The organism is Bacillus sp. z14 (2026), assembly GCF_058313575.1.
The window spans coordinates 240,547-267,282 of sequence record NZ_JBZFQK010000002.1 but is presented as its reverse complement, the minus strand read 5'-3'; the positions used below and the strand labels follow the sequence as shown (position 1 = coordinate 267,282).

The window sequence follows — 26,736 nt, the reverse complement described above, 5'->3', positions numbered from 1 at the left end:
GCTGAAGTTAAATCTTCAGCTTGTTATTTCATCTAAAATATCAGATTTATTTTCTTTTATTTTCAAGGCTTTCTCAGTTGGCCGGTATTTCCCTCCATATAATTCTTCATCCTTATAAGTATGCAAATCACGATAGATTTCTTTCATTCCATCTAATACCTCTTGATCCATATGCTTATCTGCTTCCGGACTCCAATAAAGAATCTCCAATTCTACATCTTTATTTGTAGCGAGTGAATTTTTAATATAGGAGACGGTATTCGCATGCTTAAAACCCTCTCGTTTATAAAATCGTAATCTTTTCTCTGAATCCTCTTCCGACTCATTTATCGGCTCTACTTCTAAAAAGATTGGTTTTCCCTTCAATTTCAGTTTGTCCAAAACCTTTTTTCCTGTACCATTTCCTCTTGCATTACCCATCACATATAAGTAATCAACAAAGATAAAGTTCTCTTTCTCTGCATATAATAAAATATGATTTTTCCCATTATCAAGGAAGTAGTCCTTTTGGCCATGATTTAACAGCATGTTTATATGTTCTTCTGATTTCATTTCCTCTTCCGGAAAATATTCACGCAATCTTTTATACCAACTCATCTGATGTATCTGCTCCTTTGTTTATCTAGTTCGTATCTAGTAATTTTGATTTTACATTCATACATATTCTTATAGGTTGTTAAATGATAGGTGTTACCTATCTCATGGATTAATAGTTTAGAACAAGCATCCTGCCTATTCGCATGATTTTTTCTATCTTCTAAGGTGATATATTTTATTAAATGTATAAAATTTAGCAACCAAGTTACCTTTTCCCTTTTCTCCCACTTCTTAATCTATTACAATAAAAATGTAAAGAAATTTACACAGTCGAAATATAAAAGGAGGAACGAATGAGCGAATATATCCTTGATTTTATATTGGTATCCTTTTTAATTATTGGTCTAACTGCTTTTATGGGTCCATTAACAAATGGTATTGGAAATCTGATTTTCGGCAGGCACAAGCGTTCTGAGTTTGTGATACAAACGAACAGATCAACAACCGGATTTAATAAGGTTGGCGGCAAGAAAAACAAATAACCATTTCAATTTCTTAACCTTCCTAACAGAGCTGTATTCGCGTAGCGAAATAAACTGCATAATCATCACTGGCTTTAAACATTATTATAAATGGCGGATGCAGCCAGTATTCTACTTCTTAAGAACCTGTTGATAAAATTCCCCAAATTATACATTACTAATAAAAATTCTCACCCGATTGGAGTATGAAATAAGCTAAAGAAAAGGATTGGCTTTTTTTAGCCAATCCTTTGTTTCAGCTTATATGATTTTATTATTGTTTATAGTCTACTCCGGAGGTATAACGGTTTCCTGAGTTCCATAATAAATACTCATTGATTCCTTCTTCTTTTAACGCTCTAATTTGATCTTCTACTTCTTTTTTTCCGTATTGCTTATAATTTCCTTTACCTAGCCATGGTGCCGTAAAATCCTGAATCCAAGGCCTGGAGATTGGCGGACTCTCTAAACTGCTCAATTTTTTATTCTCTAGTTTTGCGTATTCTTTTACAAGTTTATATGGTTCTAAATCTGGCTTGGCAATTCCAAAATAGGATGTCCAATGACTCGGATAGATCATAGAAGAAATGACATCAACATGCTCAGATATCTTAGAGAAGTTTTGTCCTATCCCAGGCGCTTCTGGAAGAGTAGCAGAGTAGCCAAAAATATCAACTGATACCTTTACTCCATATGGCTCTAATTCACTCTTAGCATACTCTACAAAGTCTGTAACAGCATTTACTCGATGCTGAACATTATCTACAGCTTTATCTCCGTAATTACCCACTGAGTATTTCAATTCTTTATCGCGATTCTCAAATCCTTCGGGAAAGCGAACATAATCAAATTGAATTTCCTGAAAACCCATTTCAGCTGCTTCTTTTGCAATCTCAACGTTATATTCCCATACATCTTTTACAAATGGGTTAACAAATGATTCTCCTCTGCCATTTTTCCATACTTCTTTTCCATCTAAAAATGACCATTCAGGTTTTTTATTTGCCAAATAACTATCCTTAAAAACCGTCACTCTGGCAATCGGATAGATTTCTCTTTTTTCCATATCCTTTAATAATTTATCTGGATCTTTAATTAGATTTGTTCCAGCTTCAGCATATGGCTTAGATGCATCTGGTTTATAGGTTAATTTACCGAAGTCATCTTTTATATCAATCACCATCGCATTCAAATCTGTTGTATCCACTAATTTTGCCAGTTCTTTATATTTACTGCCCCCTGCAGAATTTCCTGTCACATAAATGCCTCTTACTGCATCAGGATATGTAAATGAATATTTCGATTCTTTTATAAATCGTTGCATCCCCTCAGGAAGTTCCTTGTTTTCTAGAACAATACTCTGTCCACTATGTAGTAAAAACTCTTTTTCAGCCTCTGTAGCAGCATATGATACCTCTGTAAACAGTGTCCCTATCATTAGGATTGACATTAACACTGCCATTTTTTTAACCAATTTCATCCCCCACATCACTCCTTCATGTCACTATTATTATACCTCCTATAAATATGAAAAAACATCTCACTTCCCTCTTTTTCCAAAAATACATCAAAAAGGCTATCCACAGAAGGATAACCTTTTTGCTACATATTCCAAATAAGACTCGTGAACCACAAACGGTTCATACTAATTTTTTTTGATATATGTTTTTTTATATTGCTCAAATTCATTTAATGAACACAATACATGATGTCCTGGTGCAATCTCACGCATTTCTAGTTGTTCATTTTCATCATAACCATGAACGTCCGGATTATACGGTTTTCTTCTACGCGTGCGTTCACTTTCCGGATCCGGCAGAGGAATCGCAGAAAGTAGAGATTGTGTATATGGATGCATTGGGTTTTTATATAGATCTTCACTGTCTGCAACTTCTACCAATTTACCATAATACATAACACCAATACGGTCACTGATGTATTTCACCATTGACAAGTCATGCGCGATGAACAAATATGTTAACCCTTTTTCTTTTTGAAGCTTTTTCAGAAGGTTAACAACCTGTGCCTGAATGGAAACATCAAGCGCTGAGATTGGCTCATCGGCAATAATAAATTCAGGATCCACTGCGAGTGCACGGGCAATCCCAATCCTTTGACGCTGACCACCAGAGAATTCATGCGGATAACGACTCGCATGCTCACGGTTAAGTCCAACCGTTTCAAGAAGATCGTATACGCGTTTCATACGTTCTTCCTTATTTTTCGCTAATCCGTGTATATCAATGCCTTCAGCAATAATATCGCCCACAGTCATACGAGGATTTAATGAAGCATAAGGATCCTGAAAGATCATTTGCATACCTCGGTTAAATTGCTTTAGATCCTTACCTGATTTTCTGCCATGGACTTCTTTCCCTTTAAAAATGACTTCTCCGCCACTCAAATCATATAAACGGATAATGGATCGCCCTGTTGTAGATTTGCCACATCCAGATTCTCCCACCAGACCGAATGTTTCACCTTTATAGATTTCAAAAGATACATCGTCCACCGCTTTAACCATATTCGGTTTACCAACATTAAAATATTGTTTAAGTCCTTTGACTTCGATAATTTTTTCTTTTGTAGCCATATTAGTTAACCCCTCCTACTTGTACAGGTTTTTCAAAATTGGAGGCCATATGGCGAATACGCTGTTGGACTAGCTCCGGTGGATTTACTTTTGGTGCATCAGGATGTAGGAGCCAAGTTTTTGCAAAATGAGTATCTGAAATCTGGAACATAGGCGGTTCCTTTTCATAATCAATTGCTAAAGCATAGGGATTCCTTGGTGCAAATGGACACCCCTTCGGTGGATGAATCAAATCCGGAGGAGTACCAGGAATCGCTGTAAGCTCAACATCCCCACTATTATCTAGGCTAGGCATTGAGGATAATAGCCCCCATGTATACGGATGGCGCGGATCATAGAAAATTTCATCTACCGTTCCAGTCTCAACAATTTGTCCTCCGTACATAACCGCTACACGATCAGCTACGTTCGCAACAACTCCTAAATCATGTGTAATAAAGATAATGGATGTATCAATTTTATTTTGTAAATCCTTCATTAATTCTAGTATTTGGGCCTGAATGGTAACATCCAAGGCTGTTGTTGGTTCGTCTGCAATCAGCACTTTTGGATTGCATGAAAGAGCAATCGCTACAACTACACGCTGTCTCATTCCGCCTGAGAATTGGTGAGGATATTGGTTCATACGAATTTCAGGCTGGGCAATCCCTACTAATCTTAAAAGCTCGATAGCTCGCTCACGGGCAGCTGCTTTGCTTAAATTTTGATGCTTGATTAACCCTTCCATAATTTGCTTACCGACTTTCATGGTTGGGTTTAAAGAAGTCATCGGATCCTGGAATATCATTGACATTTCTTTACCGCGAATTCGTTGCATTTCTCTTTCAGTCATTTTAACAAGGTCACGATTTTCTCCAAAAAGTATTTGTCCCTCTTTTATACGTCCTGGAGGATTCGGAATTAATCTCATTAATGCCTTTGTTGTAACGGATTTTCCGGAACCGGATTCTCCAACAATTGCCAATGTTTCTCCTTTGAACAAGTCAAAACTAACTCCACGTACAGCTTTAACCTCACCACCATAGGTATCGAAGGAGACATGCAAATTTTTTACTTCAAGTAATTTCTCCATTATAATTCTCCTTCCCTATTATTTTCGCATTTTTGGATCAAGCGCATCACGGAGACCATCAGCCAATAAGTTAAAGCTTAAGATTAGTATACTGATAGCTAAGGATGGAATGATCAATAAATATGGATATGATTTTATATATCTAAAACCGTCATTTACTAAAGAACCCAAAGAAGCTTCAGGTGCAGCAATTCCCAGACCAATAAAGCTTAGGAATGCCTCGGTGAATATGGCTCCCGGAATTGTAAACATCGATGTAACAATAATGGGTCCTAATACATTTGGTAGTAAATGCTTGAATATTAAGCTTCTATTTGAAGCACCTAGCGTTTTCGAAGCCAAAACATACTCCTGATCTCTTAATTTCAGGAATTGCCCCCTAACCATCCGAGCCATTCCTATCCAACCGGTTATAACCATGGCGAGTGTAATCGAAATTACCCCAGGTTTTTCGAAAATTAGGATCATTAAAATAACAACAATTAGATATGGAATACCGACGAGCACTTCAATAATACGCTGCATGACAGCGTCAATTCTGCCTCCAAAGAAACCGGATATCCCTCCATAGGTTACACCAATGAAAAACTCAATTACGGCTGCCAATATAGCGATATACAAGGAAATCCTTGCGCCGTACCAAACCCTTGTCCATTGGTCACGCCCTAAATCATCTGTACCAAACCAGTGATATCTGTCTTCAATACCATTTTTTTCATAGACATTCACACCATTTTTATCTGTACCATCAAATGGAAGCCAGCTGATATTTTCCAACCCCTGAACACGAGGCGGCAATTTAGAATTTGCTATGTCCTGTTGCTTATATGTGTAACCAGACGTCATTGGTGCAAAGATTGCTAAAAGACCGAAGATCACAACCATGACAAGTCCAAAAATTGCACCTTTATTTTTAAGTAAATGTCTCCATGCATCCTGCCAAAATGTTAGGCTGGGGCGAACGATTTTCTCTGCTTCATGAGATTCTTGCCCTACAACCTTAAATAATTCTGGAGAAAGGTTTTCTGTCTTTAGATTATTTTCCATTATTTTTTCCCCCCAGCAAGGCGGATACGAGGATCAACAATTCCATACATGATGTCCACCAAGAAGATTACAAGAATAAATAGTGCACTATAAAAAATCGTAGTACCCATAATGGTTGGATAATCATTCATATTAATAGAGTTAACAAATTGTTCCCCTAATCCAGGAATAGCAAAGATTCGTTCAATTATTAGTGTTCCAGTCATAATATTGACAGCCATTGGTCCAAGAATCGTAATAATTGGAATCAATGCATTTCTTATACCATGCTTAAATACTACAGCTACACCAGATAAACCCTTTGCTTTTGCAAGAGTAATATAATCCGATCCCATAACTTCTAGCATTTCAGACCTCATAAAACGAGCGATGCTTGCTATAACCCCAGCGGAAAGCGCCAGTGTTGGCAAAATCGTATATTCGAATCCATCCCAGAAAGCAACCGGGAAGATTTGATTTTCAACGGCTAAGAAATACTGTAAAAATCCTGCAAAAACGAAGGATGGGATCGAAACACCCAGGACAGCAATAACAGTGGCACCATAATCTATCCATGTATTATGACGCAGTGCAGCAGCTATTCCTAACATTAGGCCAACAATCGTTCCAAACAGCAAAGCTTGAAAACCCAGATGGGCAGAATTTGGAATCCGTGTAGCAATTAATTCTGTAACCGGTCTGTTGTCATATTGGAAAGAAGTACCTAAGTCCCCTTTAACTAAATTTGTCATATAAGTGACATACTGCTTCGGCACTGGGTCATTCAGTCCATATTTTTCATAAATAATCTCTTTTTGTTCAGCAGTAAGCTTTTCCTGATTTTTCAGCGGAGATCCCGGCAGCATTTTCATCAAGAAAAAGGTAGCAGTTGTAATAACAAATAAAGTAATAATCATATAGAATATCCGTTGTAATGTATATCGCAGCATTATTAGCCCCCCTTTTTCAGTTTTTGGCAATTGTTTTTCTATTCTGAATTTTCTCCTATAACTAGGGAAAAGGAGAGCACATGGCCATTTCAGGCATGCACTCTCCCATTCAGGCACACGAGCTATTATTCCTCGATTGATACCCACTTGTAACTGTAATCTCCGCCAAAGGCGTGGTTGTATAGATTTTTAACTTTATCCTTCGATAGGAATGAAAGTCCGCGTTGATAAAGTGGGCTGATGGCCGCATCTTCTTCAATTAGGATTTTTTCTGCTTTTTGAAGAGCTTCCCAACGTGCTGGCAAATCACTTAATAATGTAGATCCAGCTTCTTCGACCAATTTGTCATACTCAGGATTTGAGTATCCCATTTGGTTATGAGCTCCATCAGTTACGAACATATCGATGAAAGTCATAGGATCTTGATAATCTGGACCCCAACCAGCATAAGAGAAGTCATAATCACCTTTAGATTCTAATTCAAGTTTTTGCTTGAATGGTTGTTGCTTAAGGCCAACTGTAAGTCCTGGAAGAGTAGTTTCAAGCTGTTCTTTGATATACTCACCAGTTTTCTTAGCAGAGTCACCATCATAATTCAGCAATTCGAGCTCAACTTTGGATTCGCCGATTTCTTTCAAGCCTTGTTCCCAAAGCTTTTTAGCTTCATCTTTATTTGTAACGTTCATATCTCCGTTAGCTTCACGGAAATCTTTTCCGTCCGGACCTTTAACAAAATCACTTGGTACCAAGTAGTATGCAGGTACAGATCCATTATTTAAGATTGTTTTTACAAAAGCATCTTTGTCATAAGCCATATCAATTGCTTTACGGATATTAACATTTGCTAATGCTTTGTTCTTTTGGTTATAACGAAGGAAGTATACAGAAGTATCTTTTTCCGTACCGAATTCTTCGCTATCTTTGTAGTTATCAACGTTTTCAGCAGTCAATCCTACACGATCAATTTTACCTGTTTCATATAAGTTTACGGCTGTGTTAGTATCTTTTACGATTTTAAAATTGATTGTTTCGAGCTTTACAGTATCTTTATCCCAGTATTGATCATTTTTAGAAAGTGTGAAACTTTCTTCATGTTTCCACTCAGACATCGTGAATGGTCCATTATAAAGTGTTGTATCTGCTTCAAGACCAAATTTTTCGCCTTGTTCTTCAACAAATTTTTGATTTTGTGGCATGAATGTTCCGAAAGAAAGTAGAGATTGGAAATAAGGGATAGCATTTGTTAGTTTAATTTCAAGAGTGTAATCATCAAGCGCTTTAGCACCTAACTCTTCCACTTTCTTTTTACCAGTGTTGATTTCTTCAGCATTTTCAATTACATACATCATGTATGCATATTCAGCAGCAGTATCAGGATTTACAGCTTTTTGCCAAGCATAAATGAAATCGTGAGCTGTTACAGGATCACCATTTGACCATTTAGCATCTTGGCGCAGTTTGATAGTGAAAGTTTTTCCATCTTCACTTACTGTTGGATCTCCCTCAGCAACACCTGCAACAACTTTATCTCCCTCACCTAAACGGTAAAGACCTTCCATCGTATTGTTCATAACGTTGAAAGAAACAGAGTCAGTAGCCATTACAGTGTCCATAGACGGAATTTCAGAAGTTTCCACTAAGTTAAGTACTTGTTCAACGTCTTTCTTGCCTTCACCTTTATCATTGCTACCTGTCTCTTCGTCTCCGCCGGAACAAGCTGCAAGGAAAGTGCTCAAAGCAAGAATCATTACAAGAAATAATGAGATTTTTTTTGCTTTCATACTAGTAAATGACCTCCCTATTTTTTACTCTTCTAATTTTCAGAAGATTTCGTAACCAATCATAAAACGTTTCAGAATTTTTTGCAATCATTTTTTTACATTTTGTTTACGAACATATGTCATTTCGAATACAAGAATTAACAACAAACCTTGATACACCAATGTCTGGGTAAAATATCCTATAAAAACAAAAAAATTATATTTTTCAGATAATTCCAACCAGAAAAGCATATTTAATTAAAATGAAACGTTATGAATATAATAAAATTTTATAAATAAACTTGCAACTTTTAATTTTTAAATTATTGGTATAAAATTTAAATACACTTTATAAAACAACTTATATTCGGAGGAAACCCATGAAGTCTTCACAAAAAAAATTTCTTTTATTAAACGGTATCAGCCTTCTAATTTCAATTATCTATTCAATTAATATAAAAAGTCCCTTTCTGCTTTCATTGATTGATAGCTATTTTATGATAGGCCTCTTTTATGTTTGTGCCGGCGCTCTCCTATATGTAATAGGAGGAGGTTTCTTTTCTTTCTTTTCCTACTCGTTTAAAAAATTCTGGAAAATCAATTCAAAAAAAGAAGAATATATATCTGAACTAGAAGGCGATTCTAAAGATAAAGGCCCGAATATGGAGGTACTTACCTTTTCCTGGACTAGCCCTTTACTTTATGCAGGTATCTTTTCATGCGTCATTACCTTTATTTGCTCAATTATTTTCTTTGGATAGTTGCTTTTCTAATCAGGTTTAAGTAGAATATCATTACTTAATATTTATTATAGGCTATGACAAAGAGTAGTAAGGTAGTACAAGGTTTTCAGAGAGTTTGTGGTTGCTGCGAACAAACAGCCCGTATACCTGAATGGACTTTTAAGCCTCCTGTAGGAAAAATGACAGTATGACAGGACGTTTGCCCGCGTTACTGGGCAAGAATATCTTTTTGGATATTCCTGAGTGGTTTATGTATAGAACGTAAACAATTAGGGTGGTACCGCGAATCCCATTCGTCCCTTTTAATAGTGGAGACGAATGGGATTTTTTATATTGAAAGGAGAATGAAAATGAGTATTATTTTTTCTGGCATTCAGCCAACCGGTCTGGTGACCCTTGGTAATTATATAGGAGCATTACGGCAGTTCGTAGAATTGCAAAATGATTCCCATTGTTACTTTTGCATAGTTGATCACCATGCGATTACGGTTCCGCAGGATCGCCTCGAACTAAGAAAGAACATTCGAAATCTTGCAGCCCTTTATCTGGCTGTTGGGATTGATCCTGAGAAAGCGACAATTTTTATCCAATCTGAGGTTCCCGCTCATACAGAAGCCGGATGGATTATGCAATGTAATACTTCTATTGGTGAACTTGAGCGAATGACTCAATATAAAGATAAATCTAAATCACAGGTATCTGTTTCAGCCGGTCTTCTGACTTATCCTCCATTGATGGCTGCTGATATCCTTTTATATCAAACCAACATTGTTCCAGTAGGCGATGATCAAAAACAGCATGTTGAATTGACACGTGATATTGCTGAACGCTTCAATAAAAAATATGGAGATGTCTTTACAATCCCTGATATCCAACTACCTGCTTCAGGGGCGCGAATCATGGCTTTACAGGAGCCAACCAAAAAAATGAGCAAATCCGATCCAAATAAAAAATCAACTATTTCTTTATTAGATGATCTAAAGCAGGTTGAGAAGAAAATCAAGAGTGCGGTTACGGATTCAGAAGGAATCGTGAAATTCGACAAGGAAAATAAACCAGGTATTTCAAACCTTCTATCCATTCACTCTGCACTAAGCGGTGAAAGCATAGAATCCATTGAAAAACGCTTTGTAGGTAAGGGATATGGAGATTTTAAAGCAGAGGTTGCCAATGTAGTGGTTGAAACACTACGACCTATTCAGGAACGTCATCAGGAATTACTGAATTCCCCTGAATTGGATGAAATCCTCGACAAAGGAGCTCTCGAGGCAAATAAAGCTGCTAATAAAACATTACGAAAAATGAAAAACGCAATTGGTTTAGGTCGTAAAAGAAGATAAAGATTGTTCTAAATTAAAGTGCTGAAGCTAGATTTGTATTGAATCTAGCTTCAGCACTTTTTTATTATATTCGACTTCAGGGCCTAGGAACTCGAGTCATAAGCAAATACTCTGCGGAGGCCAACAGCATGTTGGTCACAAAGACGTTGCCACACGATGTGGCGCTTTTAGTTTTCGTTCCTTAAGTTAGTTTCAGGATTTTATTCAATCTAGCTTCGGCTCCTAGCTCCTCGAGGTCATAAGTGTAGCCACTACGGGAGGAAAGAGCGCCTCCCTACGTGCCTCCTCTTATGCTTGTCGGAGCTGAACAGTCGCCTCAGCTTTTTACTTAATCTAGCTTCGGCTCCTAGGAGCTTGAGTCATAAGCAAATACTCTGCGGGAGGGAAAAGCACCTCCCTCCGAGTATTCGTCTTATGCTCTTCGCTCCTGGGCAGTCGCCTCAGCTTTTTATATAAAAAAACCATCCATTACAGCATGGATGGTCGATCTCCTACTTCTATTTCCCAGAGCTTTTCGAAAAATGGTTGGCCTTTTATTAAACGTTCACATAACATGGCGTGTTTTTCTGACCAGCCTATCTTCATTTCCGAGTATAGCTTGTGCCATATTTCATCAAAATCCATTTTTAAAACTGTGGAATATTGTTCAGGCGCCCATTCTGTATACCAATAACGAATTTCAGCTGTATTGCTTGAACTTTTTAATTGATCAAGTACCATGAACAATAATTGCTTTAATTGACGTTCCTTGCGTGTTAACCCCAGCATAAAATCAGGAGATGGGGAAAGGATATGATACTCTTTCTTCTGATAATCTGTAATCATTGACTGATAGTCATACTGATGCGCATCCACATTACGTACCATATCATAAGCCAATTGCTCCTGCCTTGGAATTAATCTACTCTTTCGGATTGGTATGGTGTATCCTATCGTATCAATAGCAATGATGCCTGTCCCATCTGTAGCAACAAAACAATAATCCATCGGAAGTCTTTCATGATTCTTCCGAATATACGCCTTCTTATAAACATCCTGTAGAAGACTTGAAGGCAATTCCAATAAATCATTTTCAATGTAGTGAAAAAGAACCGGCTCCAACTTCAAAAGCGGAACCTGGTCAAGTAACTCAACCGTATCCTCTTTCCTCCACTCGTGAAAGCTGCAAATGTTATAACTGTTTTCTTCACCTTCAAACCAATTTACCCAAACATCATGGAGATACAACATTCCCGAATATCCCTCACTTCTATCCTATTTGTCAATCATTATAGGCAAGTTTCCTGTAAAATATTCCTTGTATGAGTGGCAAATTGATTTTCTTTGCATAGTGAATTATCCATTGATTATTTTATCAGTAGAAAGACCAATCATATCCCTAGTCTTCATGGAATGAAGATCTGCATAATCCTTTACAAGTTTGTAACCTGCCGCATATCCGGCCATTTTTGGCATTGTACCATGCCCAAATAACAACTTATCATGAAGGGGATCAGATCGCTTCATATCAAAGTTCGGTTTGAATTTTTCTGTAATCAGTTCTTCGATTTCCTTCGTTTGATAATTGGTTATCCAAGGCGCCAAATACGATTCACCGCAATATTCTGATACCGCAAATTCTGCAAGACCCTCCATAATAATAGAGTCTGCCAATCTATGCTTAACCTGCCCCCCCAGGGATTCCAATCTCGTTGTATGATGATATTCATGGACAAATAGAGCTTCCAGCTCTTTATCCTTCACCTTCTCCGATATAAATAAAAACAATTTATCAATGAAAGCAATCCCTGATTTATGTTTATTGGGAGAGCGAAATAAGCTGAACACTTCACTTGCCATCGGAAATAGGAAAATAGGAATATCCGGACCATCCCATGCTTTTTTATATTTTTTATGATAAAGTACGATTCTATGCCACGCCTTCCGTTCCTTCATATTTTGATATGTCTTGTTTGTTTTTAGGTTGGGCTGGTATAGGCCAATTCTATTTAAAACTTCTATTAGAACATGTTCTCGCATATTTACTGTGTCTAAAATATTCTCTTCTATTTTTAACCGATCATTAAAGGACTCCTCCAACCATTTATCCGTTCTGATAACTCCCATCCCATTCACCTATCCTGTTTATATTTGAATAGAGCATTATATGAAAGGATATATTTTATGGGAATCAAAATAGCCTCTCTTTTTGGTAGATGAACCAAAAAGAGAGGCTGCTTAAAGTTTTTTATCCGTTATATTTTTTAAAAACGATTGTGGCATTGTGGCCGCCAAATCCAAGTGAATTACTCATCGCACAGTCAACTTGGCGTTTTCTTGCTTCACCCGGGACATAATCAAGATCACACACGGGATCCGGTGTTTCAAGATTAATAGTCGGTGGAATGATACCATTCTTGATTGCCAAAACCGTATAGACTGCTTCAACGCCACCTGCTGCTCCCAATAAATGACCGGTCATCGATTTTGTTGAACTTACTGCCAGTTTATAAGCGTGATCACCAAAGACTGTTTTAATGGCCATCGTTTCATAGGAATCATTGTATTCTGTGCTTGTTCCATGAGCATTAATATAATCAATCTGTTCCGGATCAAGACCTGCATCATCAATAGCCATTTTCATCGCTCTTGCGCCACCTTCTCCTTCAGGGGCTGGAGCGGTTATATGATGGGCATCCCCTGTTGATCCATATCCGACAATTTCAGCATATATCGGCGCATTTCTCGCAATTGCATGTGATAATTCCTCGAGTACGAGAATGCCTGAACCTTCTCCAATAACAAATCCATCTCGATTTTTATCAAATGGACGGCTTGATGTTTTAGGATCTGGGTTAGAGGATAAAGCAGTATTCGCACAGAAACCAGCTACAGACATTTTCGTGATAGGGGCTTCCGCACCTCCTGTAATCATCACATCCGCATCACCGCGCTGGATAACTTTAAACGCATCTCCGATTGAATTCGTTCCTGTAGCACATGCTGTCACCGTACAGGAATTTACCCCTTTAGCTCCGAGAAGTATGGATACTTGCCCTGCAGCCATGTCCGGAATAAGCATCGGCACAAAAAATGGACTGACCCTACGATAGCCTCTTTTTTGAAATGTTTCATATTGCTGTTCGAATGTCTCCATGCCGCCAATTCCGGAACCAATCCATACACCAACACGATTTGCGTTCTCAGGAGTAATCTCCAATTTAGCATCCTCAACTGCCATTTTTGATGCTGCAATCGCATAATGGGTGAACCGGTCCATTTTTCTAGCTTCTTTCCGATCAATAATATCTGTTATCTCAAAGTTTTTTACTTCCCCCGCTGTCTTAGCAGGGTACTCATCCGCATTAACTCTGGTTAATGGCCCGATTCCTGAAACTCCGGCCACTAAGTTTTCCCAGTTCTCCCGGATAGTATTGCCTAAAGGTGATATGGTCCCCATACCTGTCACAACTACACGTTTACTCTCCATTACAATCTCTCCTTGAGTTAATCTCGGCTTTTCTTATTTGCCCCATCGCATCGCAACTGCTCCCCATGTTAAACCGGCTCCAAAACCAACTAATACTAGCAAATCACCGTCTTTTATTTTTCCTGCTTCCACTTCTTCAGCAAGCGCAATCGGAATAGTAGATGACGATGTGTTGCCATATTTATGAATCGTTTTGGACATCTTTTCAATTGGAAGCTCCAATCTTTGTCTCGCAGCTTCCATAATTCGTATATTTGCTTGATGCGGAATTAAAAAGTCTACATCCTCTTTTGTCAAACCTGCTTTATTTAAAACATTGATGGATGATTCACCCATTTGTCTAACTGCAAACTTATACACTTCCCGGCCATTCATCGTGAGATAATCTTGCTTTTTCTCTAAATGAATGCCACCAGAACCGTCCGCTCCAAGCTCGAAAGATAGAATGCCCTTTCCATCACTGACAGGACCCAATACTGCTGCTCCTGCTCCGTCTCCGAATAGTACAGCCGTATTACGGTCATTCCAGTCCGTAATTTTTGAAAGCTTTTCCACACCTACTACCAAGATTGTGCGATAGCTGCCTGTCCTAATAAATTGACTTGCAGTTACAATTCCATAGGTAAATCCTGCACAGGCTGCACTAATATCCATAGCTGCTGCATTAACTGCGCCCAATCTTTCTTGAATCATACAGGAAACTGTAGGAAAGGATTGGTCCGGTGTGACAGTTGCCACTAGAATTAATTCAATTTCCTCAGCAGTCACTCCAGCATTCTCCATCGCCCTGACTGCTGCCTCGTAGGCCATATGTGAAGAATCAACGGTATCATCGGCAATTCTTCTTTCTTCTATTCCAGTGCGTGTTCGGATCCATTCATCTGACGTATCAATCTTTTTTTCCAAATCAAAGTTTGTTACCACGTTTTCAGGAAGATATTTGCCAATTCCGATTATGCCAGCATTCATCCTTACACCCCTCTTGCTATATTCATCTGATTATATTATTTGATATTATGACTTGGTACTAATTCTAAAAGAAATCAATCCTTATTGCAACAAATTTTCCGAAAAAGATGAATGAATGTCCATACAAGCCAGCAATATCAACATACATTAATTAGTAAGAATATGTGAAAAACGAGGTGAATGTCTTGAACAATGATCATAGAAACAGGTCAGACAATCAGGAGGCTTTTAATCGATTTATGTTTGGTGATCGTCATACGAAAAATCAGGCGAAGGAAGATCCTCCCCCTGAAGAACAGCAAGCATCCAATATTGATTTCACTAGACTGATGGAACAATCTGATGTTCTAATGTCCACTATCAGCGAATTGAGTCCTTATTTCAAAAAGATTCCATCCCTTATAAGTAAATTTACAAATTTAATCAAGTGAAGGACTTTCACTCACCTTTTTTTAAACGACCATCTTTATATCCTTTTTCATAAGCCTCATCCATAACCGTAAAGAAAATGTCCATAAATGGCTGTAATTGTTGACGATCTATATCTAAGCCCGCTTCACTTAATTTCTTTTTGATTTCTGAATAGTGTTTCATGCCCATTGCCATATATTCAAGCTTCCTCTTCATGTTAACCACCGCCTTTCCAAATAATTGTAAAAACCCCTTAATCATGGTAGAAAGGGGCGATTATATAAAAAGTATTCTAATAGCTCATGAGGTTCCTAATCCTTATATGCTGCTTAACTAAATTGATCCCCACATGCGGGGATATTTTTGTTACCGCTAAATATTCCCTAATGTTCAGCTTTTGAAGGTCAGGAATTCGCTTTTCACCAGTTTCTGCGATAATCCGATAACCAAGCTCTTTTAATAAAAGGTGCCAATGTTCTTTTATATCAGATTGAACCTGGTAGATTCCATGCTCAAATTTTGATATTTCAAAAATAGCTGTAATGGCATCGCTTATATAGATAGCATCTCTTTTGTTTTCTAAATCATATAGCTCAAAAGGAAATTGAGATTGACTAAGACAATTGTAAAAGACGGTATTTTCCGGCTGCCATGGACCGTATACGGTTGGCAATATGATAGTGGTATCCACTCGATTAGGAATATCCTTGTTAACCAATCCCTCTTTATCCATACCTACATAAATAAACGTATCCTCAATTTTTTTAGGGATTTTTTCTACATATTCAAGCCATTTTTCACACTCATTATCCATATCAGTAATATAAAAAAAATAGCCATCCTTTATTTCATTAATAACCTGATCATGTTTCTTTACTTTGAAATTTGAATTTCTACCTAAAAATAATTCTTTTTCTTCCTTTTCTTTTGGATCGACCAAAACAGGTAGATCCACCCCAATAACCTCTACACCCTCTTCCATTAACCTATTGCATATCTCAAATCCAACAAAGGAATACGGAGACAGAACAATATGTTCAGGCATATAAAAACCCCCTGTCGGTTTATATAAATGTATTAAACCAACCCGAGGGTTATTCAGATTTATAAATCTTTTTCATGGTTTTTAAAAAAGGAATTGATTTGATAAGGAATAATATATCTTTTTTCCGGTGTAATATACTTAATTTCTGATGAAGGATGATTGTTAATGAATGAGCTATATTTAACCGGCAGGTTGCTTTCCAGCCTATCGAGGACGTGCACGATTAAGACCGGCATATCTTTTCCTAATGTCGTATCCGGCTTCTTCTCCATCCATTCTTTAAATGTATGATCATCCAAATGGTAGGCTTGGTACAATTCTTTTTTCATTTTCTTAAAGAAAAATTTATTTATTTCTTCTTTTTCATAGCTCTGTTTTACGGATAATATGGGATTTAGTAATACAACAGATCGTACTTTTTCTTTTAATTTATGACAAATTGTATCTAACACCAACGCGCCAGTTCCTTCCGCTATGATATGAATTCTTTCGTTTACGATTTCCTTGCGGATAAAAAATGCATACATTTCCATAGCTAAATCTGCAGCTTCAGCATTACCCCAATGCGCACCGGATAAATAAGAGCTAAAAACCGTATACCCTCTCTTCAACAGATACTCAAGCATTTGTTTTTTGCCTGGATGATCCAGCCAAAAATTAGCTTTTTCATTTATATAATGCTTATCTCCACCGAGTAACATAATGGCAAAGCCACTCGGTTGTTCCGGGTAAAAAATGGTTGTCCATTCTTTATTCAGTTGAAACGTTTTGTGATTTATCATAGCTTTCCCCTCAAATAACCTTAGTCCATGTTAATGTATGTCACTATAAATCAATTTGTCCGGGCTATTTATCTCTCTGATTGCTTAGAATAACCATTTATTTTTTAACTTGTATTCATAATCAATTGCATTTTGGGCTATGTTATGATAAAACCCAAAGTAATAAAGTACAAACCATATTTACCTAAATAATTTAAATTGTTTCCAGTGTTACGTATGGTATGATAAAATAATAACGGATTGTAGATGAACGGGGTGAGAAAATTGAAATATATTTTGACATTTATATGGACATTTGCATTAACACATATGGTGATTTATGTAACAAGCTCAATGGTTGAAGGCGGTAAATACGATTTCAATACAGCTTCCATTCTTAGTGTGGTCATTACCCTATTAATTTTAGTGGTTTCAGCTGTAATACCAAATGATCCGGTACAGGAATCCGGACATTAATTCATTTTCAAAAAAGGGCCGCTAATTAGCGGCCCTTTTTTGATACATATGTCCAATGACGATCATCATTGGTTGTCTCAGGAAAATACTCTCCTGCTTTCAGCTTAATCTTCTTTGGGTTAACGACATTGCTGCCAGTCTCCCCTATTTCGATATATTCACCATTATTTGGTGCCTTTTGTCCATGTTTAAAATGACGATTCTGTCCCAAAAAAATCCCTCCTTTTGTTCTAGAATCCCCAATTATTGTTCAACTATTAGTTAGGTTTGACCATTAAATCAACCAAAAGTGCTTTTTGAGCATGTAAACGATTTCCCGCCTGTTTAATGACAATGGAATTAGATGAGTCAATAATGGAAGATGTCACCTCTTCACCGCGATGTGCTGGTAAGCAGTGCATAAATAAATAATCGAGTTTGGCGCCAGCAGCCAATTGCTCATTTACCTGAAATTTTTTAAAATCTTCCAGCCTTTTTTCATTTTCTTTTTCTTGGCCCATGCTGGTCCAAACATCACAATAAATAACATCAGCTTCCTTAACAGCAGCCTCTGGATCGTGAAACAGTTCTATTTTCCCTCCATTGATTATTGCTTCAGTCATAGCTTTCTCGACCAAAAGAGGATCTGGTTCATAACCAGGAGGCGTTGCAATCGCAATTTGCATACCCGATTTAACAGCAGCCATCATCAAAGAATTGGCAACATTATTCCCATCACCGATATAAGCGAGCTTGATTCCCTGGAGAGTTCCTTTCTCTTCCTTAATCGTTAACAAGTCAGCCAATGCCTGGCATGGATGCTCAAGGTCAGTCAATCCGTTAATAACCGGCACACTGGAGCTTGTTGCCAATGTTTCCGCTCTATCATGGCCAGTAGTACGTATCATGATTGCATCCACATATTCTGATAACACTTGTGCTGTGTCTGAAATCGGTTCACCTCTGCCAAGCTGCGTGTCATTTCTACTTAAGAAAATGGCATGACCCCCTAGCTGAAGCATGCCTGCTTCGAAAGAAACCCGTGTCCTTGTTGAATTTTTTTCAAAGATCATCCCCAATATTTTCCCCTTTAATGGGGTATCCAAATATCCTTTATTTAGCCTTTCTTTTAAATCCATTGCGAGCTCCAATAATTCATTCAATTGCTGCGCCGTAATGGCTTCCATGGATAAAAAATCTTTTTGACTGATTATTCGTTTAGTTCCATACAGTAGTTTCATATCTGCCTTTCCTCTCACTTGAAATTTATAGACTATACGAACGAGGCATCAGATAACTTAGGCCTTCGTCATTGTTAGATTGGTTTTGCATACTTCCTTTAAAATGGCTAAAGCTAATAAAAGCTCATCTCGTGAAACAGTCAACGGAGGAAGCAAACGAATCACATGCGAGCCGGCTTGTAAGACAAATAATTGATGTTCAATTATTTGTTTAATATAGGGAGCTACTTCTTCCTTTAATTCAATCCCGATCATCAGACCCTCTCCCCTGATCTCTTTTATAACCGGGATATCCTCGGCTGCTATCTTCAGTTCACTAATAAACCACTCAGCTTTATCTCTGATTTCTGCTAAAAATTGAGGATTGCTTATTTGATTCAACACCACTTTGCTTGCCGCCAATGATACTGGATTTCCGCCAAAGGTAGAACCATGAACACCTTTGCCGAATGATTCTTTCAGCTCTTTTTTGGCTACCATCGCACCTATGGGCAGACCATTAGCAAGACCCTTAGCTGTGGTCACAATATCCGGTTTGATTCCCTTATACTTTAAATAAGCATAAGGATAGCCTGTTCTCCCATTTCCCGTTTGAACTTCATCAATAATCAGCAATATATTGTTCTCATTGCATAGTTGGTTAATACTCTTTAAAAAGCCCTCATCAATAAGAATAATCCCGCCTTCACCTTGAATGATCTCTACCATAATAGCCGCTACATCTTCATCTATAGCCTTATGGACTGCATCAATATCATTAAATGGAACATAAACAAAGCCTTCCAGTAATGGGCCAAATCCATCATGGATACTACTTTGTCCAGTAGCAGCCATTGCTCCAAATGTACGACCGTGAAAAGATTGTTGGAATGTAATGATTTTCGTTTTTCCAGTTGCTCTTCTGGCCAGCTTTAGTGCCGCTTCATTTGCTTCTGCACCGCTATTGCAAAAGAAAACACCATCCAATCCGGTAAGCTCGTTCAGCTTTAATGCCACTTCTTCCTGGATAGGAAGCTGAAACAAATTGGACGTATGCCAGAACAGTTCCATTTGTGCCTCGACAGATTTTTTGACTTCATCATTTTTATGCCCGAGATTAACCACACCAATACCGGATGTAAAATCAAGATATTTCTTTCCGCCCTCTGCTTCAATCCATGAGCCATCCGCTTTTATTGGTGTGATATCCCATTTTTTGTAGACCGGTAATAGCGCAGACATCACATCACCCTCTCCTCAGCTCCAAGGAATGTACCCTGCCATTTTTCATCAGCAAAGAATCTGGATACACCGCTTGTAATTAATATTGTTGACGCACCTTGCTTTTTAGCAGATAAAGCAGCCTGCACTTTTGGAATCATCCCACCATATATCGTTCCCTGATCAATCATTTGGGTGATTTCTGATTCTGTTATATGCTCAATGGTTTTTGTACCATTCCTTATTCCATTGACATCCGTTATAAAAATGCACATTTCAGCTCTTAGGGCTGCCGCAACAGCACCAGCAGCGGAATCTGCATTTACATTAAGCTTTCGTCCTTCTTTTGACATGGAAATCGGGGTGAGTACGGGATAGACCCCATTCGATAACAGACTCTCTAAAAGATGGCTGTTTACCTTTTTAATCATTCCTACCTCACCAAGCTCTGCTTTATTAATATAATCCGCCTCTAATATGAATCCGTCCGACCCATTTATTCCGATTGTTTGAAACCCTTTTGATTGTAATTTATGCACAAGCTGCCTATTCGTCTTCCCAGCAAGGACAAGCTCTGCTATCTCAAGGACCTTGACAGATGTTTTTCTTAAACCCTTTTCAAACTGAACAGGGATCTCAAATTTAGCGAGCATATCATTTATATCTGGTCCGCCCCCATGGACGAATACAAAGGAATATCCTTTATCCTCCAGTTCCCTTAAACTATTGAAAAAATGATCGGTTAATTGATCAATAATGCTTCCCCCGCATTTGACAACAATTATCTTCATCCAAACATCTCCCCTTAAGTTCGATAGCTTGCATTAATTTTTACATAATCATACGTAAGGTCGCATCCCCATGCAGTTCCGGTGCCGAGTCCATCTGTCAATTCGATTCTGATTTGGACTTCATTGCCTAGTAAATAATCACGAGCTTTTTCCTCATCAAAAATAATGGGTGCACCAAAATGGAGAACCTCCACCGGTCCGAAAAAAATGCTTACCCGGTCCTGATTAAAAGGGATATTGCTTCTCCCCATCGCTCCGACAATCCTACCCCAATTGGCATCGGCCCCATAAACAGCTGTTTTCACTAAATTTGATCCTATGACTGTTTTTGCAAGTGCTTGAGCCTCTTGGTCTGTTTCTGCTCCTTTTACAACCACTTCAACCAGCTTGGTGGCACCTTCACCATCACGCGCGATTTGTTTTGCCAACGATTCGGAAACCTCTTTTAATAAATATACAAAGCGATTCCACTCCGGATGCTTTTCAGAGAGCATTTGATTTTCTGCCATTCCATTTGCCATAACAACAACCATATCATTGGTTGAAGTATCTCCATCGACTGTAATTTGATTAAACGAAACATTTGTCACAGTTCTTAATGCTCTTTGCAAGGAACTCTGTTCCACATTTGCATCCGTTGTAATAAACCCAAGCATCGTTGCCATATTAGGATGAATCATGCCAGATCCCTTTGCCGCTCCTCCCATTGAAACGACAACCCCATCGATTATAGTTTGAAAAGCACAGCTCTTGGTCTTTGTATCCGTTGTCAGAATAGCCTCTTCAAAATGTTCAGCTCCCGCCTCCTGATCTGTCAAATGAATATTTTCAATTCCAGTGCATATCTTATCAATCTCTAAAAATTCACCAATCACTCCAGTAGAAGCAACCGCCACGTAGGACGGAGGTATGTGTAATTTATCCGCTACATGTGATCGCATACAATAGGCATCCTTCAATCCACGTTCTCCGGTACAAGCGTTAGCGCACGCACTATTTACTACGACTGCCTGCAGTTTTCCTTCTATTTTCAAACTTTCCTTAGTAACAAGGATTGGAGCTGCCTGGTAAGTGTTTAACGTATATACGGCTGCTGCATTCGCTGGAACAGTCGAATATAAAATAGCTAGATCATTACGCGCGTAGCGTAAGCCTGCATGGATTCCTTCTGCCTGATACCCTTTTGGTATAAGAATACCTCCTTTTACTGCCTTAATGTCCCCATTCATTAGCACCTTCATAGATTATCTCCACTCCCTTTGTTCCTTAAGGATAGACTGGATAAAAACGTAAACCTTCTGTTTCTTCAAGTCCCATCATAATATTTGCGTTGTGAATCGCTTGGCCTGCTGCTCCTTTGACGAGATTATCAATTACAGAAACGACGGTGACTCTTCCTGTCCTCTCATCCATTCTGAAACCTATATCGCAAAAATTGGAGCCATACACTTCCTTTGTCGATGAAAAGCTATTTTCACCCCTATAACGAATAAAGAATTCATTTTGGTAAGCTGTTAGAAAAGCATTATGAATATGTTCAGCTGTTACTTCAGGCTTTACCTTTGCATGCATCGTCACCATTATTCCACGTGTCATAGGAATGAGATGAGTAGTAAACATAATAGGCGCCAGCTCAGAGTCCCATTCTGATAATTGTTGCTCTATTTCAGGTATATGCTGATGTTGATGTACTTTATAGATTGATAGGTTATCATTTACATGGGCATAATGTTTCGAATCATTACTCTTTTTACCTGCTCCTGAAACACCTGATTTAGCATCAATAATAATGTCAGATGATTCAATTAATTCATTTGATAAAAGCGGAACCAATCCTAACAAAGTAGCTGTCGGGTAACAGCCAGGATTTCCGATTAAACGGCTCTCACGGATTGCTGCCCGATTCCATTCAGATAGTCCATACACACTATTTTGTAATAAATCGTTTGATGGCGGTGATCCTTTATACCACTTTTCATATAATTCTCCGCTTTTCAACCTATGATCTCCGGATAAATCTATAATTTTCAAGCCTTTCTTATACAGTTCCGGAACAAGTTCCTTTGATACGCCACTGGGCATTGCCAAAAATACAAGTTCACTTTGTTTAGCAATTAGCCCTGGATCCACTTCACTTAAAACATGGGGAATCAGTCCAAAATGCTGTCTATTTTCATGATCAAGTCGATTACCTGCACTCGAAGATGAATATACAGCCGTTAAATGGAATGTTGGATGACTCGAAAGTAAACGTATTAATTCCATTCCACTATATCCTGTAGCCCCTACAACAGATACATTCATGTTTCCACCCCATCCATTGATTGTATATTCTGTAATATCTATCTATTATAGTATGTATATTTATAAAATCAAATGTATTTTTATTTATTTTCAGAAAAATAGTCATCTGCCTAATGTATATAGTTCAAAATATATAACTTCATCATCATTAAACTATGTCAAAGGTAGTATTATGACCTTGATTACTTTTCCATAAATTTTTCAAACAATTACCCCTTACCTTTCATTTTATAGTCTACAAATGCTGTTATTCACTGCCAGACAGGTTAAATAATGACCTAATTATTTATTCGTCGCTTTAAAAGCTATTCATTTAACAAAAAAATAAAAACTCCATTTTGAAAAAAGATTCAAAATGGAGTTTCCTTTATACATAGTTATATAAAAAGATTGTCTTTTACTACTATATCCTCATTACCGTGTACTCTATATATTGCTGCATCTTTGGGCACTACTCTAGGAAGAAACTAAAAACCACCCCTGCCTGCAAAATAAAGGGTGGTTTATCATAGTACTTTTTAATTTTTATGAAACATTAAGGATTTGGCGTTTTCTCAATATTGACCTTATTGTTCTTTTTAACTTCATCATCATCTTCTATTATATCTTTTGTAGCATTTTTAAACTCTTTTAATGTTTTCCCAAATGCCCTTCCTATTTCAGGAAGCTTTGATGGCCCAAATATCATTAATGCGAGAACTAATATAAGAATAAGCCCAGGTACTCCAATATTTGAAAACATATTATTCTCTCCCATCTCAATCTATCTCTACTAAACATTAGCATGTTCACATAGCTATCCTACCATTCTCTTCATTGAAAAACAAATAATGGAATTTCCTTATTATTAGTTTGCCAGGTATACTTTTCCCTAAGGGTATGGCACTATTTTTAATTTTGTAATAAGTTGCGTCTATGCGGAATAGACTGTCTTTATTTTTGCTATTATTAAAGAAATAAAGATGAGAGAGGGGATTAGCTTGATCAGCGGAACAATCGAGTCAATACGTGTAGGAAAACCTGCATCTCTGCATTATAAGAGTAAAGTTGTACAATCTGCTATCTATAAAGATGAAGTCCACCATCCCATACATGTTTCAAAGACCAACTTAGAAGGTGATAAACAAAGTGACCTTAATCATCACGGAGGTCCTGATAAAGCAATATGTGTATATCCCTCAGAACATTACCCTTACTGGTCAGAGAAAATCGGACAATTATTTAAAGCAGGGGATTTTGGAGAAAATTTAACTATATTTGGATTAACGGAGGATAAGGTTAGGATTGGCGACATTCTTAAGGCAGATGGCTGCCTATTTCAAGTTACCCAACCACGGGAACCCTGTTATAAAATTGCCGCTCGGCATAATATAGACCAATTACCTTTTTGGATTAGAGCAAGTGGCTATTCGGGCTATTATTTACGAGTTTTGGAGGAGGGTATCCTTACTAAAGGTTCTGTCATTGAAATTATCGATCGAGCCCCACAGAGCATTACGATTGCATATGCCAATCAAATTATGCATCATGACTCCAGCAATAGAGAGGCCATCCAAAGTATCCTTTCCGTCGATGCTTTATCAGAAAGCTGGAAAGAGAAATTTAGTAGGGTCTTAGCTTCGGCTAAATAATATACATCTTTTATGGAGACTGGCCGTCACATTCATATGCCCAGTCTCTAATTCTTCATTTTATAGATAAACTGCAAATATGAAATCACTTCCCAAAATGATATGCGCTACTACCTACTACTTATTTAATTGAAGTTTTCTTTCTAAACGAATCATGTCCCGGCATAACATACCATTTTCATAGATTGGCTCAGGATAATTCCTACTAAAATAATCATGATCGATACCCATAATTCTAAAACCAACCTTTTGATAGAGTGCAAGTTGATAGATACTGGAATTTCCAGTACCTATTTCTGCGATGCGATACCCTTTGGCAGCTGAAAACGAACAAGCATACTCAATCAGTGCCTTCGCATATCCTCTGCCCCGCCATTTTTCATCTACGGATAGATTCATAATTTCTACTCGTTCCGTTGTTTTTGGAGTTACAATAATAATTCCTGCTATATCATCATCACTAAGAAGTTCAAAGGTATAGCCTGTATCGCTATATTTTTCGATTTGCTGTCTTGAAGGATCTGCCTCCATTAACAACCGCCAGTGTTTTTCGGTAATTTCCGTACATATGCGAATATTCCCTATCACTCTTCTCTATCCCTTCTTCTATCCTTCTCTTCTGTGCATGGTTTTAGGATTCATAAATACCTATATTAACTGTAAACCATCTATCTATAATCTTCCTATATTCTTGATCAATTCACCAAATCTTTTTTCTAATATGTAAAAAGGCGATTCATTGCTATATAGCTGATCGCCTTTTTACAGGAATTAAATGCTTTCCTCCTCATCATGATAAGCAATCAGAATAATATCTTGGCCTAATTGCTCGCTGAGTTTTTCCTGGTACTCATTTAATTGCCTTACCTGTTCTTCATTTAATTGGACTAGGTCATATTCACGCATGTTTGTTATGCCTCCTATCAAGAATAATAGCGGAAGAAATTCTCACTCTTTCACTTTTATCCTTCCCATAAACCCTAATTCATTTCATGATACTTAACATACAAACTGCTGCTTAAACGATTCGACCGCTTGAAGTGGATAATCACTTAAAGCAATAGCAGAAACAACAGCCACTCCATCTGCACCAGGTATTTCCTATACTAAAAAAGGGTCTCGCATCAACAAAGTGATGTTATCGCTCCCTACGTCAGTATTAACTGTACAGGTTCAAAGGGTCAGGTTTTAACCTTCTCAACTCGCAATTTGAGTCCCCCCGCAATCAACTATTTAATTGGAAACAAAAAAGCTCTTCTATACATCTTAAAAGAGCTTTTCGCACATATCGAGTAGACTTATGTACTTCATGCTCCCTGCGCCAGTATTAACTGACAGGTTCAAAGGGTCAGGTTTTAACCTTCTCAACTCGTAACAAGAGTCCCCCTGCAAATAATTTGATTATTTTAACTTTATCAGAAATAAAAACCAATTCCAATAGGACCAACCGATTCTATTAACCCAGTTGATATTTGAATATCTTAAAGATATTTTTTTTCATAAAAAAGAGAGCCTTAAACTCAGCTCTCCAAATATATTCAATCTTTATTATTGTATACCCAAGGCAATTTTCGCATAACGTGACATACGATCCTTTGTCCATGCCGGTGTCCAAACAATGTCTACTTCTACGTTTTTCACTTCAGGCAATTCCTTTAATGCATAACGTACTTGATCGACAATGGTACCTGCCAATGGACAGCCCATCGCGGTTAAGGTCATCGTTACTGTCACATCGCCTTCGTCGGTCATATCGACATTATAGACTAGGCCTAGGTTTACTATATCAATTCCCAATTCAGGGTCCAAAACTTCTTCCAATGCACTCATAAGGCTATCTTTCATATCTTGATCCATGTTAAATCTCCTTCCTCAACGTTCTTGTTTCAATCCTACCAAATTTCACTTAATCTGAC

The 26,736-nt window shown here is 37.7% G+C and carries 30 protein-coding genes, 2 riboswitches and 1 other annotated feature; of the genes, 6 read left to right on the top strand and 24 right to left on the bottom strand.

Annotation, left to right across the window (positions count from 1 at the left end):
- Positions 1-15: 15 nt before the first annotated feature.
- Positions 16-597, bottom strand: a complete 582-nt coding sequence (locus AC4G3O_RS07335) for an acetyltransferase (RefSeq protein ID WP_066101450.1) — start codon at positions 595-597, stop codon at positions 16-18.
- A 293-nt stretch (positions 598-890) separates the two neighbouring features.
- On the opposite strand from AC4G3O_RS07335, the gene AC4G3O_RS07330 reads away from it, so the two are divergent.
- Positions 891-1,079, top strand: a complete 189-nt coding sequence (locus AC4G3O_RS07330; protein WP_066101454.1) for a hypothetical protein — start codon at positions 891-893, stop codon at positions 1,077-1,079.
- A gap of 253 nt (positions 1,080-1,332) precedes the next feature.
- Here AC4G3O_RS07330 and AC4G3O_RS07325 read toward each other — a convergent pair whose 3' ends face one another.
- The 6 genes from AC4G3O_RS07325 to AC4G3O_RS07300 all read right to left on the bottom strand — a co-directional run bounded on the left by AC4G3O_RS07325 (position 1,333) and on the right by AC4G3O_RS07300 (position 8,480).
- Positions 1,333-2,520 (bottom strand): putative glycoside hydrolase, encoded by a 1,188-nt coding sequence (locus AC4G3O_RS07325; RefSeq protein ID WP_375138407.1) that lies wholly within the window; start codon positions 2,518-2,520, stop codon positions 1,333-1,335.
- A 183-nt stretch (positions 2,521-2,703) separates the two neighbouring features.
- Entirely contained in the window at positions 2,704-3,651 is a 948-nt protein-coding gene (locus tag AC4G3O_RS07320) for an ABC transporter ATP-binding protein (RefSeq protein WP_066101457.1), read from the bottom strand.
- Between the two features lies 1 nt (position 3,652).
- Positions 3,653-4,723 carry an ABC transporter ATP-binding protein gene (locus AC4G3O_RS07315; protein ID WP_066101460.1) on the bottom strand — a complete coding sequence of 357 codons (1,071 nt, stop codon included), beginning with the start codon at positions 4,721-4,723 and terminating at the stop codon, positions 3,653-3,655.
- Between the two features lie 18 nt (positions 4,724-4,741).
- Entirely contained in the window at positions 4,742-5,770 is a 1,029-nt protein-coding gene (gene opp3C, locus AC4G3O_RS07310) for an oligopeptide ABC transporter permease (RefSeq protein ID WP_066101462.1), read from the bottom strand.
- Positions 5,770-6,699, bottom strand: coding sequence for an oligopeptide ABC transporter permease (gene opp3b, locus AC4G3O_RS07305; protein ID WP_066101463.1), 930 nt, complete (start codon positions 6,697-6,699; stop codon positions 5,770-5,772). Before opp3b ends, opp3C begins: the two co-directional genes overlap by 1 nt.
- 125 nt (positions 6,700-6,824) lie before the next feature.
- Positions 6,825-8,480: a peptide ABC transporter substrate-binding protein gene (locus tag AC4G3O_RS07300; RefSeq protein WP_066101466.1), complete on the bottom strand. Its 1,656-nt coding sequence runs from the start codon at positions 8,478-8,480 to the stop codon at positions 6,825-6,827.
- 359 nt (positions 8,481-8,839) lie between these two features.
- Between AC4G3O_RS07300 and AC4G3O_RS07295 the strand changes: the two genes are divergently transcribed.
- Both AC4G3O_RS07295 and trpS read left to right on the top strand, forming a co-directional pair.
- Positions 8,840-9,220, top strand: a complete 381-nt coding sequence (locus tag AC4G3O_RS07295; RefSeq protein WP_077247957.1) for a DUF3899 domain-containing protein — start codon at positions 8,840-8,842, stop codon at positions 9,218-9,220.
- Positions 9,221-9,267: 47 nt separating this feature from the next.
- Positions 9,268-9,506, top strand: a binding site (T-box leader).
- A 46-nt stretch (positions 9,507-9,552) separates the two neighbouring features.
- The gene (trpS, locus tag AC4G3O_RS07290; protein WP_066101468.1) at positions 9,553-10,542 is read left to right on the top strand and encodes a tryptophan--tRNA ligase; all 990 of its coding nucleotides are present in this window, start codon (positions 9,553-9,555) and stop codon (positions 10,540-10,542) included.
- A 468-nt stretch (positions 10,543-11,010) separates the two neighbouring features.
- On the opposite strand, the gene AC4G3O_RS07285 is transcribed toward trpS, so the two are convergent.
- The 4 genes from AC4G3O_RS07285 to AC4G3O_RS07270 all read right to left on the bottom strand — a co-directional run bounded on the left by AC4G3O_RS07285 (position 11,011) and on the right by AC4G3O_RS07270 (position 14,980).
- Positions 11,011-11,772, bottom strand: a complete 762-nt coding sequence (locus AC4G3O_RS07285) for a YjbA family protein (RefSeq protein ID WP_066101471.1) — start codon at positions 11,770-11,772, stop codon at positions 11,011-11,013.
- Between the two features lie 105 nt (positions 11,773-11,877).
- Positions 11,878-12,648: a DUF2268 domain-containing putative Zn-dependent protease gene (locus AC4G3O_RS07280; protein ID WP_491136015.1), complete on the bottom strand. Its 771-nt coding sequence runs from the start codon at positions 12,646-12,648 to the stop codon at positions 11,878-11,880.
- A gap of 121 nt (positions 12,649-12,769) precedes the next feature.
- Positions 12,770-14,011: a beta-ketoacyl-ACP synthase II gene (fabF, locus tag AC4G3O_RS07275; RefSeq protein WP_139891431.1), complete on the bottom strand. Its 1,242-nt coding sequence runs from the start codon at positions 14,009-14,011 to the stop codon at positions 12,770-12,772.
- A 33-nt stretch (positions 14,012-14,044) separates the two neighbouring features.
- On the bottom strand, positions 14,045-14,980 hold the full coding sequence (locus AC4G3O_RS07270) for a beta-ketoacyl-ACP synthase III (RefSeq protein ID WP_066101479.1): 936 nt from the start codon (positions 14,978-14,980) through the stop codon (positions 14,045-14,047).
- A gap of 185 nt (positions 14,981-15,165) precedes the next feature.
- On the opposite strand from AC4G3O_RS07270, the gene AC4G3O_RS07265 reads away from it, so the two are divergent.
- The gene (locus AC4G3O_RS07265) at positions 15,166-15,411 is read left to right on the top strand and encodes a hypothetical protein (RefSeq protein WP_139063793.1); all 246 of its coding nucleotides are present in this window, start codon (positions 15,166-15,168) and stop codon (positions 15,409-15,411) included.
- A gap of 7 nt (positions 15,412-15,418) precedes the next feature.
- Here the strand turns inward: AC4G3O_RS07265 and AC4G3O_RS07260 are convergent, their stop codons facing one another.
- The 3 genes from AC4G3O_RS07260 to AC4G3O_RS07250 form a co-directional block, all read right to left on the bottom strand.
- Positions 15,419-15,607 (bottom strand): ComZ family protein, encoded by a 189-nt coding sequence (locus AC4G3O_RS07260; protein WP_066101485.1) that lies wholly within the window; start codon positions 15,605-15,607, stop codon positions 15,419-15,421.
- Positions 15,608-15,683: 76 nt separating this feature from the next.
- The gene (locus tag AC4G3O_RS07255) at positions 15,684-16,436 is read right to left on the bottom strand and encodes a hypothetical protein (protein ID WP_491136014.1); all 753 of its coding nucleotides are present in this window, start codon (positions 16,434-16,436) and stop codon (positions 15,684-15,686) included.
- 59 nt (positions 16,437-16,495) lie between these two features.
- Positions 16,496-17,218 carry an alpha/beta fold hydrolase gene (locus tag AC4G3O_RS07250; RefSeq protein ID WP_077247958.1) on the bottom strand — a complete coding sequence of 241 codons (723 nt, stop codon included), beginning with the start codon at positions 17,216-17,218 and terminating at the stop codon, positions 16,496-16,498.
- 264 nt (positions 17,219-17,482) lie between these two features.
- Between AC4G3O_RS07250 and AC4G3O_RS07245 the strand changes: the two genes are divergently transcribed.
- On the top strand, positions 17,483-17,674 hold the full coding sequence (locus AC4G3O_RS07245; RefSeq protein WP_066101490.1) for a YjzD family protein: 192 nt from the start codon (positions 17,483-17,485) through the stop codon (positions 17,672-17,674).
- 25 nt (positions 17,675-17,699) lie between these two features.
- On the opposite strand, the gene AC4G3O_RS07240 is transcribed toward AC4G3O_RS07245, so the two are convergent.
- From AC4G3O_RS07240 to AC4G3O_RS07210, 7 genes are all read right to left on the bottom strand, one after another.
- A complete protein-coding gene (locus AC4G3O_RS07240; protein ID WP_066101493.1) occupies positions 17,700-17,885 on the bottom strand; it encodes a YjzC family protein in 186 nt (61 codons plus the stop codon).
- 46 nt (positions 17,886-17,931) lie between these two features.
- Positions 17,932-18,894 (bottom strand): ornithine carbamoyltransferase, encoded by a 963-nt coding sequence (gene argF, locus AC4G3O_RS07235; protein ID WP_140461155.1) that lies wholly within the window; start codon positions 18,892-18,894, stop codon positions 17,932-17,934.
- Between the two features lie 57 nt (positions 18,895-18,951).
- Positions 18,952-20,115, bottom strand: coding sequence for an acetylornithine transaminase (gene argD, locus AC4G3O_RS07230; RefSeq protein ID WP_066101497.1), 1,164 nt, complete (start codon positions 20,113-20,115; stop codon positions 18,952-18,954).
- On the bottom strand, positions 20,115-20,885 hold the full coding sequence (gene argB / locus AC4G3O_RS07225; protein WP_491136013.1) for an acetylglutamate kinase: 771 nt from the start codon (positions 20,883-20,885) through the stop codon (positions 20,115-20,117). Before argB ends, argD begins: the two co-directional genes overlap by 1 nt.
- Positions 20,886-20,899: 14 nt before the next feature.
- Positions 20,900-22,126 (bottom strand): bifunctional ornithine acetyltransferase/N-acetylglutamate synthase, encoded by a 1,227-nt coding sequence (gene argJ / locus AC4G3O_RS07220; protein ID WP_066101503.1) that lies wholly within the window; start codon positions 22,124-22,126, stop codon positions 20,900-20,902.
- Between the two features lie 25 nt (positions 22,127-22,151).
- Positions 22,152-23,189 carry an N-acetyl-gamma-glutamyl-phosphate reductase gene (argC, locus tag AC4G3O_RS07215; RefSeq protein WP_491136012.1) on the bottom strand — a complete coding sequence of 346 codons (1,038 nt, stop codon included), beginning with the start codon at positions 23,187-23,189 and terminating at the stop codon, positions 22,152-22,154.
- 535 nt (positions 23,190-23,724) lie between these two features.
- A complete protein-coding gene (locus tag AC4G3O_RS07210; protein ID WP_066101510.1) occupies positions 23,725-23,931 on the bottom strand; it encodes a twin-arginine translocase TatA/TatE family subunit in 207 nt (68 codons plus the stop codon).
- Positions 23,932-24,169: 238 nt separating this feature from the next.
- Here AC4G3O_RS07210 and AC4G3O_RS07205 point away from each other — a divergent pair, with 238 nt between their 5' ends.
- Positions 24,170-24,820: an MOSC domain-containing protein gene (locus AC4G3O_RS07205; RefSeq protein ID WP_491136011.1), complete on the top strand. Its 651-nt coding sequence runs from the start codon at positions 24,170-24,172 to the stop codon at positions 24,818-24,820.
- A gap of 117 nt (positions 24,821-24,937) precedes the next feature.
- On the opposite strand, the gene AC4G3O_RS07200 is transcribed toward AC4G3O_RS07205, so the two are convergent.
- The 3 genes from AC4G3O_RS07200 to AC4G3O_RS07190 form a co-directional block, all read right to left on the bottom strand.
- Entirely contained in the window at positions 24,938-25,408 is a 471-nt protein-coding gene (locus tag AC4G3O_RS07200) for a GNAT family N-acetyltransferase (RefSeq protein ID WP_254654683.1), read from the bottom strand.
- Positions 25,409-25,591: 183 nt separating this feature from the next.
- Positions 25,592-25,726: a hypothetical protein gene (locus AC4G3O_RS07195; protein WP_257468970.1), complete on the bottom strand. Its 135-nt coding sequence runs from the start codon at positions 25,724-25,726 to the stop codon at positions 25,592-25,594.
- Positions 25,727-25,948: 222 nt separating this feature from the next.
- Positions 25,949-26,051, bottom strand: a riboswitch (TPP riboswitch).
- A 65-nt stretch (positions 26,052-26,116) separates the two neighbouring features.
- A riboswitch (TPP riboswitch) is annotated at positions 26,117-26,218 on the bottom strand.
- A gap of 150 nt (positions 26,219-26,368) precedes the next feature.
- The gene (locus tag AC4G3O_RS07190; protein WP_066101520.1) at positions 26,369-26,677 is read right to left on the bottom strand and encodes a metal-sulfur cluster assembly factor; all 309 of its coding nucleotides are present in this window, start codon (positions 26,675-26,677) and stop codon (positions 26,369-26,371) included.
- Between the last annotated feature and the right edge of the window lie 59 nt (positions 26,678-26,736).

Bases quoted from the DNA above. Each gene is read 5' to 3' on its own strand.
- AC4G3O_RS07325 (WP_375138407.1), bottom strand. From the start codon at position 2,520: ATGGCAGTGTTAATGTCAATCCTAATGATAGGGACACTGTTTACAGAG.
- AC4G3O_RS07295 (WP_077247957.1), top strand. From the start codon at position 8,840: ATGAAGTCTTCACAAAAAAAATTTCTTTTATTAAACGGTATCAGCCTT.
- argB (WP_491136013.1), bottom strand. From the start codon at position 20,885: ATGAAGATAATTGTTGTCAAATGCGGGGGAAGCATTATTGATCAATTA.
- argJ (WP_066101503.1), bottom strand. From the start codon at position 22,126: ATGAAGGTGCTAATGAATGGGGACATTAAGGCAGTAAAAGGAGGTATT.
- AC4G3O_RS07335 (WP_066101450.1), bottom strand. From the start codon at position 597: ATGAGTTGGTATAAAAGATTGCGTGAATATTTTCCGGAAGAGGAAATG.
- argC (WP_491136012.1), bottom strand. From the start codon at position 23,189: ATGAATGTATCTGTTGTAGGGGCTACAGGATATAGTGGAATGGAATTA.
- AC4G3O_RS07210 (WP_066101510.1), bottom strand. From the start codon at position 23,931: ATGTTTTCAAATATTGGAGTACCTGGGCTTATTCTTATATTAGTTCTC.
- AC4G3O_RS07250 (WP_077247958.1), bottom strand. From the start codon at position 17,218: ATGATAAATCACAAAACGTTTCAACTGAATAAAGAATGGACAACCATT.
- AC4G3O_RS07285 (WP_066101471.1), bottom strand. From the start codon at position 11,772: ATGTTGTATCTCCATGATGTTTGGGTAAATTGGTTTGAAGGTGAAGAA.
- AC4G3O_RS07330 (WP_066101454.1), top strand. From the start codon at position 891: ATGAGCGAATATATCCTTGATTTTATATTGGTATCCTTTTTAATTATT.
- argF (WP_140461155.1), bottom strand. From the start codon at position 18,894: ATGAAACTACTGTATGGAACTAAACGAATAATCAGTCAAAAAGATTTT.
- AC4G3O_RS07280 (WP_491136015.1), bottom strand. From the start codon at position 12,648: ATGGGAGTTATCAGAACGGATAAATGGTTGGAGGAGTCCTTTAATGAT.
- opp3C (WP_066101462.1), bottom strand. From the start codon at position 5,770: ATGGAAAATAATCTAAAGACAGAAAACCTTTCTCCAGAATTATTTAAG.
- AC4G3O_RS07300 (WP_066101466.1), bottom strand. From the start codon at position 8,480: ATGAAAGCAAAAAAAATCTCATTATTTCTTGTAATGATTCTTGCTTTG.
- AC4G3O_RS07320 (WP_066101457.1), bottom strand. From the start codon at position 3,651: ATGGCTACAAAAGAAAAAATTATCGAAGTCAAAGGACTTAAACAATAT.
- argD (WP_066101497.1), bottom strand. From the start codon at position 20,115: ATGTCTGCGCTATTACCGGTCTACAAAAAATGGGATATCACACCAATA.
- AC4G3O_RS07270 (WP_066101479.1), bottom strand. From the start codon at position 14,980: ATGAATGCTGGCATAATCGGAATTGGCAAATATCTTCCTGAAAACGTG.
- AC4G3O_RS07195 (WP_257468970.1), bottom strand. From the start codon at position 25,726: ATGCGTGAATATGACCTAGTCCAATTAAATGAAGAACAGGTAAGGCAA.
- fabF (WP_139891431.1), bottom strand. From the start codon at position 14,011: ATGGAGAGTAAACGTGTAGTTGTGACAGGTATGGGGACCATATCACCT.
- AC4G3O_RS07190 (WP_066101520.1), bottom strand. From the start codon at position 26,677: ATGGATCAAGATATGAAAGATAGCCTTATGAGTGCATTGGAAGAAGTT.
- trpS (WP_066101468.1), top strand. From the start codon at position 9,553: ATGAGTATTATTTTTTCTGGCATTCAGCCAACCGGTCTGGTGACCCTT.
- opp3b (WP_066101463.1), bottom strand. From the start codon at position 6,699: ATGCTGCGATATACATTACAACGGATATTCTATATGATTATTACTTTA.
- AC4G3O_RS07255 (WP_491136014.1), bottom strand. From the start codon at position 16,436: ATGCCTGAACATATTGTTCTGTCTCCGTATTCCTTTGTTGGATTTGAG.
- AC4G3O_RS07315 (WP_066101460.1), bottom strand. From the start codon at position 4,723: ATGGAGAAATTACTTGAAGTAAAAAATTTGCATGTCTCCTTCGATACC.
- AC4G3O_RS07260 (WP_066101485.1), bottom strand. From the start codon at position 15,607: ATGAAGAGGAAGCTTGAATATATGGCAATGGGCATGAAACACTATTCA.